This window comes from Pseudoalteromonas sp. SR41-4 (assembly GCF_014163985.1).
In the GTDB taxonomy this organism is placed as follows: Bacteria; Pseudomonadota; Gammaproteobacteria; order Enterobacterales; family Alteromonadaceae; genus Pseudoalteromonas; species Pseudoalteromonas rhizosphaerae.
Map to the genome: position 1 here is coordinate 41,234 of NZ_JACJEI010000031.1, position 12,849 is coordinate 54,082.

Genomic DNA, 12,849 nt, shown 5'->3' on the forward strand with positions numbered 1-12,849 from the left:
ATTATGCACTGTATTAATAACTAAATGCTTTGACCTGCGATTTAATGTCCTTGCAAGGTGTTATTTAAAGTCCAAGTTCTGCCATAAAGTCGTCATCTAAATCACTTGCTTTAGCAGCATCATCAGCAGCTTTTTGTTTTTCTGCTTTATGCTTTGCTTCGTTTTCAATGATGTCATCTGGGTCAATAGCTTCAGCAATATCAAAATCGTGTAATTTGATAAACTCAGTTTTATCCATTGCTAATTCTAAATAAAAGATATTTTGTTTACTGGTGGTAAATGTCACGCGCCGTGCTTGCGGTCTATCCATCGTAGTATCGACCGAAATCTGTACTTGCTTATTGATGGCCATCATCTTCGGTTGATTTTGGGTAATTGAAGTATGTAACTGCTCGCGTACCTTTGAAGTAAAATCACCAACGATTTGGTTCATCAATTCACCGAGTACATTTGATACGTCGTCCGATAAGTGGCTATGAGCTAGTTCTTCTTCAGGCATCCCCATATTACGCATGTAATCATGATAAATCTCCATCGCCGCTTGCGAGGTGAAATTAGTAATTACCAGTCCTGTAAATCCGCCATCAAATAATACAAAACAACCGATATCAGGACGCATACAGGTGCGGGTTATTTTTTGTACCATTGCTGAGTAGCTAATGCTATTACCACTTGCCGACGACAATACACTCGTTACAGAATGGCAAAGGGTTGCCAATATATCATCTGTGCTGATCACTTTACTTTTGCTCATAAACTTCTCTTTTTCTACTTGTTATTCATTATTCTAGCCAAGCTACTGAAATTATCACTGACTATCCAGCATAAAATGCTAAAATAGCCCTATTATTTTTCAAGAGACTGTTTGTGTGAACATAAAAGACAGCATTTATGCCACTGAGCAAGCGGTTAAAGACTTTAGCTTTGACCAACATGTAGTAGAAGTTTTCCCAGATATGATCCAGCGCTCAGTTCCGGGTTATGCAACCATTGTTAGTACGATGGGTAAATTGGCCGGTGAATATGCGCAAAGCAATTCAAACCTTTATGATTTGGGCTGTTCCCTTGGGGCAGTAACATTAAGCATGCGCCGTAATATCCGCACTGATAATTGCCATATTATTGCCGTTGATAATTCACAAGCCATGGTTGAGCGCTGTAAATTACATTTGCACGGCTTTCGCTCAGAAGTGCCTGTTACAGTGACGCTTGGTGATATTAATGAGCTAAATATTGAAAACGCGTCAGTGGTCGCCATGAACTTTACTTTACAGTTTATTCCACCCGCACAGCGCCAAGCCGTGCTTGAAAAAATATACGCGAATTTAAAACCCGGTGGTGTATTGCTGTTAAGCGAAAAAATCAAAGGCGAGAACGAGCAATGCGATAACTTGCTGATTGACTTGCACCACGATTTTAAACGCCACAATGGTTATTCTGAATTAGAAATTAGCCAAAAACGTACCGCCATTGAGAATGTAATGCGCCCAGATACTTTAAATGCTCACCTTTCTCGACTTACCGATATTGGCTTTAGCCAAACCCAAGTGTGGTATCAATGTTTTAATTTTTGCTCACTGGTAGCAATCAAGTAACAAATATAAAGAGTAATTCAATGTCTCAATGGTTTAACCAATTTTACGCCGCAATCGCACAAAGCCCGCTAAGTCACTGGCTGGAAACGCTACCTAGCCAATTAAAACACTGGCAATTAGAGGCAAGTCACGGTGATTTACCAAAATGGCAGAAAGTGTTAAAAAACTTGCCTGAAGTGGCGACCAAACACGTCAATATTATCGACAAAGTTGAAATTGGTGCCCCAGGCGAAATGACCGACGGCGAACAAAAACAAGTTACACACTTATTAAAACGAATGATGCCATGGCGTAAAGGCCCTTTCAGCCTACACGGTATTGAAATTGATACTGAATGGCGCAGCGATTGGAAGTGGGACCGTTTATTACCGCACATTGAGCCGCTAAAAGGCCGCACGGTTTTAGACATCGGCTGTGGCTCTGGCTATCACTTATGGCGGATGCGCGGTGAAGGCGCTGAGTTTGTGGTTGGCATTGATCCGTCTGATTTATTTTTATGTCAGTTTCAAGCCATCAAACACTTTAACCCAGATGAAAACGTGCATTTATTACCGCTAGGTGTTGAAGCCCTGCCTGAGTTAAAAGCCTTTGATACGGTGTTTTCGATGGGTGTGCTTTATCATCGTCGTTCCCCTATCGACTTTTTAGCACAATTAAAAGCGCAGCTTCGCCCAGGTGGTGAATTAGTGCTTGAAACCTTAGTCATTGAAGGCGATGAAAACACAGTACTCGTGCCCACTGACCGCTATGCGAAGATGCGTAACGTGTGGTTTATTCCGAGCACGGCAGCGCTAAAACTCTGGATGGAACGTGTTGGTTTTAAAGATGTGCAAGTGAAAGACTGCGCTATTACAACGCTTGAAGAACAACGTAAATCAGATTGGATGGAAAACGAGTCCCTGATCGACTTTTTAGATCCAAACGATACTAGTAAAACCATTGAAGGTTACCCAGCGCCGTTGCGTGCAATTTTGACTGCAAAGGCTTAATACTAAAGGAACTCGGTTTTAGGTGCTAGGAACTACCTAGCACCTGCTACCTAAATCTATTGTGTCATTATACGGACAAGTGTCCTTGTCAATAATAGTAAACTCATATTTGAACTAGCCGCGCCCTTGCAATTGTTGTAAAATACGCGCGTTTCTAAGCATACACATGCAAAACCATGCAACTTTTTTGAGGAAATCCTGTGAGCGAACAAAAACAGTCTCTAAGTTATAAAGACGCGGGCGTAGATATCGATGCCGGTAACGCACTTGTTGAGCGTATTAAAGGCGTAGTTAAAAAAACCCGTCGTCCTGAAGTTATGGGCGGAATTGGTGGCTTTGGCGCACTTTGCGAAATCCCAGCTGGTTATAAGCAACCAGTACTTGTTGCAGGCACTGATGGTGTTGGTACTAAGTTACGCTTAGCTATCGACCTTAAAAAACACGATACTGTAGGTATCGATTTAGTTGCTATGTGTGTAAATGACCTTATCGTTCAAGGTGCTGAGCCATTATTTTTCCTAGATTATTATGCAACAGGCAAACTTGATGTTGATACTGCCGCAGACGTAGTAACAGGCATTGGTAAAGGCTGTGAGATCTCTGGCTGTGCATTAATTGGTGGCGAAACTGCTGAAATGCCAGGTATGTACGAAGGCGAAGATTACGACATGGCTGGTTTTTGTACTGGCGTAGTTGAAAAAGCAAATATCATCGATGGCACAAAAGTAGCTGCTGGTGATCAACTGATCGCGCTTGCATCAAGCGGCCCGCATTCAAATGGCTTCTCATTAATTCGTAAAGTACTTGAAGTATCAAATGCTGATACAAGTGCTGAATTTGAAGGTAAAACATTAGGCGAAACTCTGCTTGAACCAACACGTATTTACGTTAAACCATTACTTGAGCTGTTCAAGCAGGTAGATGTTCATGCTCTTTCGCATATTACTGGCGGCGGCTTTTGGGAAAATATCCCACGCGTATTACCAGAGTCTGCAAAAGCAGTTGTTAAAGGTGATAGCTGGCAGTGGCCTGGTATTTTCAATTGGTTACAAGAAAACGGTAACATCACCACCCACGAAATGTACCGCACATTTAACTGTGGTGTAGGTATGGTATTGGTTGTGCCTGCTGACAAACTTGAGCAAAGCTTAAGCATCTTAAAAGAGCTTGGCGAAAATGCTTGGCACCTTGGTGAGATCCATGATGCTAAAGCTGGCGAAGAGCAAGTAGAAATCCTAGGCGGCCGTGATTAATGGCCCCTGCTCGTCTAGTAGTCTTAATTTCAGGTAGTGGCTCTAATTTACAAGCCATCATTGACGCCTGTAATAACGGCGAGATAAATGCAAACATAGCGGCTGTTATTAGTAATAAAGCAGACGCTTATGGCCTTGAGCGAGCAAAGCAAGCGGGCATTGCAACAGCAGTGCTCAGCCATAAAGATTTTGACTCGCGCGAAGCCTACGATGCGCAATTAATGAACGTTATTGATTCTTTTGCACCAAATCTAGTTGTATTAGCTGGGTTTATGCGTATTCTTACTCCTAACTTAGTGCAAAAATTTAAAGGAAAAATGTTGAACATTCATCCTTCTTTGTTGCCTAAGTACCAGGGGCTGAATACCCACCAAAGAGCAATTGATGCAAAAGATGACATTCATGGCGTAAGTGTGCACTTTGTTACTGAAGAGTTAGACGGTGGTCCTGTCATTCTTCAAGCCAAAGTACCCGTGCTGGCAGATGATACTGCTGACACATTAGCAAAACGCGTGCATGCACAAGAGCATATAATTTACCCTTTGGTGGTCAAGTGGTTCAGTGAACAACGACTTACTATGGAAGCAGATTATGCAGTTCTTGACAAAAAACAACTTCCTGCACACGGCGCGCACTACCCAGAATAAAAAACTAAGTGCCTTGCTATTGTGTGCGGGCACTTTATTACTTCCTACTAGTTTAATTGCTGGTGAACTTACTCAATTTGAAGCTAACTATGATATTTTGCGCAAAGGCGAAAACCATGGTCAAGGCGTCCGCACATTAAAAAAACTAGCAGATAACAGTTACCAAGTTAGCTACCACAGTGACATCGAGTGGATGATATTCTCAGATTCACGCAAAGAAACATCAAATTTTACTTTCAGCGACAAAAAAATCACGCCTGAAAGTTATAGCATGATCCGCACAGGCACAGGCCCGGATAAAGAATATACACTGCAATTTGACCACACTAAAAAACTCGTAAACAGCAGTGAAAGTAAATACCCTATTGAGTGTGAGTGGTCTGAGCAATTTCAAGACTCAATTTCATACCAAGTACAAGTGCGCGAAGAATTAAAAATGGGTAAAACCAGCTTTTCGTATCCGTTAGTTGATAAAAAAGGCAACTGCCGTGAGTATAACTTTGAGGTCGTTGGTAAAGAGACTATTTCCCTACCAATCGGTAATATCGAAGCGATCAAAGTAAAACGCTTATATGATAATGATAAACGCCAAGCGCTTGCATGGTTCGCCCCTGAAATGGATTACATGCTAGTCAGGATGTGGAAAGGCGAAAAAGGCGTAGAACAATTTGAAGTGCAACTTAACTCGTTCACGGTAACCAGCCCAGTTGCATTACCTGAAGAAGTTAAAAACGAAATAACACCAGAATAAATTGCTTTCAAGATGCAAGACGAAAGGCTCAAGTGTGACGATCATAACTTGGGCTTTTCAGCTTATAACCACATTAATTAAGTTCAAACGTTAAAACTGACGGCTAAATTAACTCACCCATTTTAAACAACGCAAATTCACCTGGTTCCATTTTTTGCCAACGCTCATCGTTGGTCAGTGGCCGAGTAGCGATCACCGTTACGACATCATTTGGCGTAGTTTCTTGTTGAAAATCTACCACCATATCTGCATCAATTAACGTAGCCTTACCGAACGGCGCACGGCGGGTGATCCAATGCAAATTATTAGTACAATACGCTAACACATACACACCATCAGTCAGCAACATATTAAACACACCTTTTTCACGTAAAGTGTGTGCAAGCTTTGCCGCATAACGAAACACTGACGCCATATTAGCTGGACGTTTAGGGTATTTTTCACGAATTTGATCGAGTAACCAACAAAACGCCAGTTCACTGTCGGTATTACCCACTGGCCGATAATATTCAGGTTTTAAATCATGATAATTCGAAAGCTGACCATTATGCGCGTAGGTCAGCTCCCTGCCCCACAACTCACGGGTAAAAGGATGCGTATTTTCAAGACAGACACGGCCACGATTACCTTGGCGAATATGGCTAATCACCGAGACACTTTTAATGGGATAGGCCTTTACTAACTTGGCAATTTCAGACTGACAGCTAGGCTCAGGATCTTTAAAAGTACGACACCCCTTCCCTTCATAAAAAGTAATGCCCCAGCCATCTTTATGCGGACCTGTGTTACCACCGCGCTCTAACAGCCCTGAAAAACTAAAACAAATATCTGTAGGCACATTCGCCGACATGCCAAGCAACTCACACATAAAATAAATTAACCTTTCAAAAATTTTTATACTTTTAAAATACTGCTTTTTAAAAAGCGTAAACCCGTAACTTAGGCCTTAGCGGCATTGTTAAACATAAGCAAGGGCAAGGCAAGCAAGAAAACAGCTTAATTTTTTCTCAAATAAATCATACTGACGAATCACACATTTATCCGTATGCTGATGTGCACAGATTACAAAATAACAGTCACTGATATTTTCACTAAGCTACTTGATAATTATTCACTCTAGCGCTACTCTAACTAAAGGTGGTCTGACCTCTATTAAGGATTGAATACATGACACTCATATTTACACTTGGTTTAATCGTGCTGCTCAGCATCGCGAGTTACCACAGAGCGAGCTGGAATACTGCCCTTGGCGTTTCCATCGCAACACTTGTCATTGGTACCTTTGCAGGTGCATTTGGCGCAATTAGCTGGTTGATCTTCTTGATCATTGCAGTGCCATTGTCTGTTACTGGCATTCGTCAGCAATATATTATTAAACCTATTTTTGCCATGTTTAAAAAAGTTACTCCAACTATGTCTGAAACTGAAAAATCAGCCATTGATGCGGGTACAACATGGTGGGAAGCCGATCTTTTTTGCGGCCGTCCTGATTGGAACAAATTACACCAATACCCAATGCCTAAATTGACAATCGAAGAGCAAGCCTTTATCGATGGTCCAGTTGAGGTGGTATGTAGTATGTTGGACGACTGGGAAGCAACTCATGAGTTAACCGATTTACCACAAGATGTTTGGCAATACCTAAAAGATAATAAATTCTTTGCCATGATCATTAAAAAAGAATATGGCGGCCTGCAATTTTCTGCCTTTGCACAATCGTGTGTACTGCAAAAGTTAACCAGTAAATCTACCCTGCTTTCATCAATTGTAGGCGTTCCTAATTCATTAGGTCCGGGCGAATTGTTACAGCACTATGGTACTAAAGAACAAAAAGATCATTACTTACCTCGCCTTGCTAGTGGTCAAGAGATCCCATGCTTTGCCTTAACTTCACCAGAAGCAGGCTCTGATGCCAGCGCCATTCCAGATTATGGTGTGGTATGTAAAGGTATGTGGGAAGGCGAAGAAGTCATTGGTCTTAGCCTAACATGGAACAAACGTTATATTACGCTAGCGCCTGTTGCGACAGTATTAGGTCTGGCGTTTAAACTACAAGACCCAGATGGTCTACTAAGCGATGTTAAAGAGCCAGGTATTACTTGTGCACTTATTCCTACAGACATGCCAGGTGTTGAAATTGGTCGTCGTCATTTCCCGCTAAATGTACCATTTCAGAATGGTCCTACTCGTGGTAAAGACATTTTCGTACCGCTTGATTACATTATTGGTGGACCAGAAATGGCCGGCCAAGGCTGGCGCATGCTGGTTGAATGTTTATCGGTTGGTCGTGCTATTACATTGCCGTCAAACTCAACGGGTGGTATTAAAACAATTGCACTTGCAAGTGGTGCATACAGCCGTATTCGTCGTCAATTCCGTTTACCTATTGGCCAAATGGAAGGTGTTGAAGAGTCGCTAGCAAAACTAGCAGGTTATGCGTACAGCTCAGATGCGGCTGTTAGCATGTCAACTGGTGCGGTTGATTTAGGCGAAAAGCCATCGGTTGTTTCGGCAATCATTAAATACCATTTAACCGAGCAAATGCGTGATTCAACCAACCATGCAATGGATGTTCACGGCGGTAAAGGTATTATGCTTGGGCCAAATAACTATTTAGGTCGTGGCTATCAAGGTGCACCAATTGCCATCACTGTTGAAGGTGCAAATATCTTGACCCGTAATATGATTATTTACGGTCAAGGTGCCATTCGCTGCCATCCATTTGTACTGACTGAATTGGGTGCCTGCGCAATCGAAGATCGTGAAGAAGCGCTAGCGGTATTTGATAAAGCGTTAATGGGCCACATCGGCTTTACTATGTCTAACCTTGTACGTACTAAGTGGATGAGCTTTACCGGAGCCCGTTTTGCAACTACACCATTTAAAGACGAAACAGCTGAGTTTTACCGTACTGCGTCACGCTTTAGCGCGTCACTTGCATTGATGTCTGACATTAGCATGGCTGTATTTGGTGGCTCACTAAAACGTAAAGAGCGTATTTCCGCTCGTTTAGGTGATTTGCTTAGTTACCTTTATTTAGTGTCTGCAACGCTGAAACGTTATAACGATGAAGGCCGTAAAAAAGAAGATTTACCGCTTGTACAATGGAGCTGTCAAGATCACCTTTACCACTGTCAACGTGCACTTGCTGATTTAATTAACAATATGCCATCAGCTCCGCTTCGTGCAGCACTTAAGTTGATGTTGTTCCCGTTCGGTCGTCCAGTTCGTAAACCGACTGATAAACTTGAGCATAAATTAGCACAAATTTTACAAGTACCTAGCGAAACACGTAACCGTTTAGCAAGCTACGTATACTTAACAAATGAACCACTTAACTTAGTTGGTCGTCAAGAGCAAACGCTTAAAGACGTGCTAGCTGTTGAACCTTTATTTGATAAGGTATGTCGTGAAAAAGGCGTTAAACTGCCTTTCTTCCAGCTTGATAAAGTTGCTCAGATGGGACTTGAAGCGGGTATTTTAACGCAAGCAGAGGCTGATCAGCTGGCAAGCGTTGAAAAAGCACGTTTAGATGTTATTAACGTTGACGACTTTGACCCTGCAGATTTATTAGCAGGCAAAGCCGCACGTAATAACACGGCAAAAAAGGCGAATGCTGCTTAACATATTAAGTTAACACAGCCAACAGCCCGCCTGTTGTAATCATCCAAACCAGCGCAAAATGCGCTGGTTTTTTTTGTGCTATATATAATTGTAATATACACCAGCCAACACTCAGGCTCAGTAATAACCATTCTATTTGTTCAACAAACAGCAGATAGCTGCTCAGTGTTATCAAAAAGAACAAGCAACTTGGCATAAATTGGCTGATAAAAAACACCCGTTGTTGATAATTTGCTTGAAAAAACAACTGATACTTATCATGTAACTTACCACAATCAAATTGCAGTGAGCTGGTAAACAACACCATAAAAGCGGTGGCTATCACACTAAATATAGCCGCTAAATCAGCACGCTCATGCAGTAAAGTAGTGATTGCCATAAACACACACAGCAATAAAGCCACTCGCCATATCAATACCCAGCTATGTTGAATAAAAAAGCTTAGCCAAAAAGTAAACAATGAATTGACTGATAATCGGCCGCTCAGCGAAAATGCTGGCAACAACATGCTCAGCGCAAATAATATAATAAAGCCACAGTGATAAGCTAACGGCGCTATATTAATCGGTAGCAAGACTAAAATGGCAGTGAATACTAAGCCATATATTAATGCTCTTGGCTTGTACAAACACAGTACACCGAGGCCAAACTGCAGTAACATAAACAGCACAAAATGCGGTGCTCTTAGCCATTGTGATAAAGTTAAATCCAGTGCAATAACGGCACTAGCTAACAACCAACCATTACTTAAAAATAAGAGTTTGATATCCACAAACTTAAGCCAGTTTGACCTTACAATCGTGCGTTGGAAGAGCCGCTGCTGACTATTTTTAATCGCTGATTTCATCGCACTGAGCATCACACTTTGCAGTAATAGATACAGCCATGCCATTTGGGCTCCATATTGCGGCGCAGCACTGCTGTCGATAATTTTACCTAGTCCTAAAAATAACAGCAAAATCATTCCAAGCATGGCTGAGCCAAGTACCACTAAAAATAATAAGCCGAAGTTTTTAAGTTGCTGTAGTAGTTGTGCCAGCTCAATTTTATAGGCCTGATAACGATACTGCATAAATGAGCGATATTGTGCAATCTCAAGCTTAATACCTAGCTTGCTCATAAGGGGACACACTCAAAGCCATGCTCGATAAACGGCGCCGGCTCATGGCAAGTGATAATGATTTGCCCATGTGCTTTATCGGCTAAGTAATCATCAAGCAAACCAAGTAAATATTTAATGCTGGCTTGATCAAGCGCAGCACTGGGTTCATCGAGTAATAAATACGGCGCACCGCGCATTAAAGCTAAAATTAACTGGCACTTTTTTTGATTACCGGATGACAATGCATCAAAACGAGTATTTAAAAATTCGGTAAAGTTAAAACCGCTAATGAGCTCAGCTGGCCAATTGCAGCCTAAACTGCTAACCGTTAAATTAATAATTTGTTTCGCAGTTAAGAAATCTGGCAGCGCGATGCGATCACTAGCAATAGCCACCTGTTTATAAGGCTCAGACAGCACTTTACCTGCAAACAGAAACTGCCCGCTTTGTGGTTTTTCAAGTCCAGCAAGCATCATCAATAGCGTGGTTTTACCTTGCCCGTTCGGCGCTTCAATACACACTCTCGGTGTTGTAAAGCTGATGCGGTAATCTTTATAGAGAATATTCTGTGCAAATTGTTTATGTAAACCACTAACTTCAATCATCACTTTCCTTTAAATGAAAATCCCTTCGTATATAAGTGGGCATTATAACGTGGGCTGTACTTTTAGCGATACACGCTTTGTAACACTTTGTTGCAGATAAAATAAGCTAAAAACTTGCGTTTAAATAATGTTCGGGCAACACTAAAATCGGTAAAAATATGATTAGATAACAATAAACCAAGGAATGTCCGATGAATAACAAATTAAAATTTGCTGCACTTGCCTGTGCAATTAGTCTTGCCTTGAGCGGTTGTAGTCAATCAACCTCAACGACTACCACCACTACCGCACAGTCACAACAAACTCAGCAAGTTAAAACATATAACGCAAAAACCTTTTTTGATACTACTTCAATTATGGGCAGTAGCTTTTCACCCAGTGGCGAGAAAGTACTGGTAAGTTCCGATGAAAGTGGCATTTACAGCTTGTATGAAGTAGATGCAAAAACAGGGGATAAAACCCGCTTAACAAATTTTCAGGATAGTACCTACCCTGTACGTTATTTTCCAAATGATGAACGGGTACTATTTACCAAAGATTCAGGGGGTAATGAACGTTTTCATGTCTACGTGCGTGAACTTGACGGATCTGTAAAAGATTTAACTCCAGGGGAAGAAACCCGTGCAAGCTTTGCAGGGTTTACTAAAGACGGCAGTCAGTTTTTTATTACCAGTAACCAGCGCGATGCTAAATTTATGGACTTATATCGCGTTGATAGTAAAACCTATAAAATGACCCCTGTTTATCAAAACACCCTAGGTTTAGATGTCGGTGCAATCAGCCCTGATGGTCGCTATATTGCACTATCTAAAAGTAACACTAATAAAGACAGCGACACGTTTATTCTTGATACTTATAAAAAGACCCTCAAACCACAATTAATTTCCAAACACGACACACCCGCTCAATATGGCCCTGAAACCTTCTCAGCCGATAGCAAATCGCTATATTACTCTACAGACGCAAAAGGTGAGTTTTCACAAGTTTGGCGCTATGACTTAGCCTCAGGGGAACATAGTCCAGCACTCAAAGATGACTGGGATGTTAGTTTTATTTATTTTTCTAAATCGGGGCGCTATCAAGTCAGTGGCGTCAATGCCGATGCCAGCACCAAAGTAACAGTGATAGACACACAAACAGGCAAAGAAATTGCGATGCCGCAATTACCAGCGGGTAACTTGCGTGGTGTTAACTTCTCTGCAGATGAAAAAAGTATGGCGTTTTACCTAAACTCAGACACGTCACCAAGTAACTTATTTGTATGGCAAGTAGGAAGTAATAAAGCACAGCGATTAACGAATACATTAAGTAAAGAAATTGACCAAAATGATTTAGTTGAAAGTACTATCGTACGCTTTAAAAGTTTTGACGGTTTAGAGATCCCAGGTGTTTTATACATACCAAAGCAAGCTAGTAGCACAAATAAAGTGCCGGCATTAATATGGGTGCATGGTGGGCCAGGTGGGCAAAGTCGCACAGGTTATAGCGCGATGCAACAGCATTTAGTTAATCATGGTTACGCCATTTTTGCAGTAAATAACCGAGGTAGCTCAGGCTATGGTAAAACGTTCTTCCATCTGGATGACAAAAAACATGGCACCGATGATTTACAAGATATCGTTTACGGCAAAAAGCACTTACAAACTTTAGACTGGGTTGATGCGGATAAAATCGGCATTATAGGTGGCAGTTACGGTGGCTTTATGACTGCAGCAGCGCTGGCGTTTGAGCCAGAAGAGTTCAAAGTTGGCATTAATATTTTTGGCGTCACCAACTGGGTAAGAACACTTAACTCCATCCCGCCTTGGTGGGAAAGCTTTAAAAAAGCCTTGTATGATGAAATGGGCGACCCTGCGACTGATGGCGAGCGTCATCGTGCAATCTCACCGCTATTCCATGCTAAGAATATCACCAAACCATTAATGGTTATTCAAGGCGCCAACGATCCGCGCGTATTACAGATAGAAAGTGATGAGTTAGTTGCCGCAGTGAAAGCCAATGGCGTACCGGTCGAATATGTATTATTTGACGATGAAGGTCATGGTTTTAGCAAAAAAGAAAATCGTATCAGTGCCTCCAACGCGTATCTAAACTTTTTAGATACCTACTTAAAAGAACGCTTTGGCCCACAAGGCTAATATATTAAAGCTGACTAGAAGTTTAATTATAAGCCTGTAATTCTGATCAAGATTGCAGGTTTTATTATGTTCTTTGTCAAGTTCAGATAAGATAACTGATAGCTGATAGCTGATAGCTGATAGCTGATAGCTGATAGCTGATAGC

The 12,849-nt window shown here is 41.6% G+C and carries 11 protein-coding genes; 7 read left to right on the top strand and 4 right to left on the bottom strand.

The window, feature by feature from the left end; translation table 11 throughout:
• Window positions 1–64: 64 nt before the first annotated feature.
• On the bottom strand, window positions 65–754 hold the full coding sequence (locus tag H5180_RS19430) for a DUF3334 family protein (protein ID WP_145242354.1): 690 nt from the start codon (window positions 752–754) through the stop codon (window positions 65–67).
• Window positions 755–869: 115 nt separating this feature from the next.
• Between H5180_RS19430 and cmoA the strand changes: the two genes are divergently transcribed.
• From cmoA to H5180_RS19455, 5 genes are all read left to right on the top strand, one after another.
• Window positions 870–1,595 (top strand): carboxy-S-adenosyl-L-methionine synthase CmoA, encoded by a 726-nt coding sequence (gene cmoA / locus H5180_RS19435; RefSeq protein WP_145242356.1) that lies wholly within the window; start codon window positions 870–872, stop codon window positions 1,593–1,595.
• Window positions 1,596–1,615: 20 nt separating this feature from the next.
• Window positions 1,616–2,584 (top strand): tRNA 5-methoxyuridine(34)/uridine 5-oxyacetic acid(34) synthase CmoB, encoded by a 969-nt coding sequence (gene cmoB, locus H5180_RS19440; RefSeq protein WP_182717957.1) that lies wholly within the window; start codon window positions 1,616–1,618, stop codon window positions 2,582–2,584.
• A gap of 200 nt (window positions 2,585–2,784) precedes the next feature.
• On the top strand, window positions 2,785–3,837 hold the full coding sequence (gene purM / locus H5180_RS19445) for a phosphoribosylformylglycinamidine cyclo-ligase (protein ID WP_145242360.1): 1,053 nt from the start codon (window positions 2,785–2,787) through the stop codon (window positions 3,835–3,837).
• Window positions 3,837–4,484, top strand: a complete 648-nt coding sequence (gene purN / locus H5180_RS19450) for a phosphoribosylglycinamide formyltransferase (RefSeq protein ID WP_145242362.1) — start codon at window positions 3,837–3,839, stop codon at window positions 4,482–4,484. Before purM ends, purN begins: the two co-directional genes overlap by 1 nt.
• Entirely contained in the window at window positions 4,438–5,235 is a 798-nt protein-coding gene (locus H5180_RS19455; RefSeq protein WP_404936108.1) for a DUF3108 domain-containing protein, read from the top strand. Before purN ends, H5180_RS19455 begins: the two co-directional genes overlap by 47 nt.
• A 103-nt stretch (window positions 5,236–5,338) precedes the next feature.
• Here the strand turns inward: H5180_RS19455 and H5180_RS19460 are convergent, their stop codons facing one another.
• Window positions 5,339–6,103, bottom strand: a complete 765-nt coding sequence (locus H5180_RS19460; protein ID WP_149982940.1) for a class II glutamine amidotransferase — start codon at window positions 6,101–6,103, stop codon at window positions 5,339–5,341.
• Between the two features lie 299 nt (window positions 6,104–6,402).
• Here H5180_RS19460 and fadE point away from each other — a divergent pair, with 299 nt between their 5' ends.
• Window positions 6,403–8,859: an acyl-CoA dehydrogenase FadE gene (gene fadE, locus H5180_RS19465; RefSeq protein ID WP_149982939.1), complete on the top strand. Its 2,457-nt coding sequence runs from the start codon at window positions 6,403–6,405 to the stop codon at window positions 8,857–8,859.
• 4 nt (window positions 8,860–8,863) lie between these two features.
• Here fadE and H5180_RS19470 read toward each other — a convergent pair whose 3' ends face one another.
• A complete protein-coding gene (locus H5180_RS19470; RefSeq protein WP_182758885.1) occupies window positions 8,864–9,979 on the bottom strand; it encodes a DUF6136 family protein in 1,116 nt (371 codons plus the stop codon).
• Entirely contained in the window at window positions 9,976–10,566 is a 591-nt protein-coding gene (locus tag H5180_RS19475) for an ATP-binding cassette domain-containing protein (protein WP_182758886.1), read from the bottom strand. Before H5180_RS19475 ends, H5180_RS19470 begins: the two co-directional genes overlap by 4 nt.
• 191 nt (window positions 10,567–10,757) lie before the next feature.
• Here H5180_RS19475 and H5180_RS19480 point away from each other — a divergent pair, with 191 nt between their 5' ends.
• A complete protein-coding gene (locus tag H5180_RS19480; RefSeq protein WP_182758887.1) occupies window positions 10,758–12,704 on the top strand; it encodes a S9 family peptidase in 1,947 nt (648 codons plus the stop codon).
• Window positions 12,705–12,849: the final 145 nt, after the last annotated feature.

Bases quoted from the DNA above. Each gene is read 5' to 3' on its own strand.
- H5180_RS19430 (WP_145242354.1), bottom strand. From the start codon at position 754: ATGAGCAAAAGTAAAGTGATCAGCACAGATGATATATTGGCAACCCTT.
- cmoB (WP_182717957.1), top strand. From the start codon at position 1,616: ATGTCTCAATGGTTTAACCAATTTTACGCCGCAATCGCACAAAGCCCG.
- purN (WP_145242362.1), top strand. From the start codon at position 3,837: ATGGCCCCTGCTCGTCTAGTAGTCTTAATTTCAGGTAGTGGCTCTAAT.
- H5180_RS19460 (WP_149982940.1), bottom strand. From the start codon at position 6,103: ATGTGTGAGTTGCTTGGCATGTCGGCGAATGTGCCTACAGATATTTGT.
- fadE (WP_149982939.1), top strand. From the start codon at position 6,403: ATGACACTCATATTTACACTTGGTTTAATCGTGCTGCTCAGCATCGCG.
- H5180_RS19470 (WP_182758885.1), bottom strand. From the start codon at position 9,979: ATGAGCAAGCTAGGTATTAAGCTTGAGATTGCACAATATCGCTCATTT.
- H5180_RS19475 (WP_182758886.1), bottom strand. From the start codon at position 10,566: ATGATTGAAGTTAGTGGTTTACATAAACAATTTGCACAGAATATTCTC.
- H5180_RS19480 (WP_182758887.1), top strand. From the start codon at position 10,758: ATGAATAACAAATTAAAATTTGCTGCACTTGCCTGTGCAATTAGTCTT.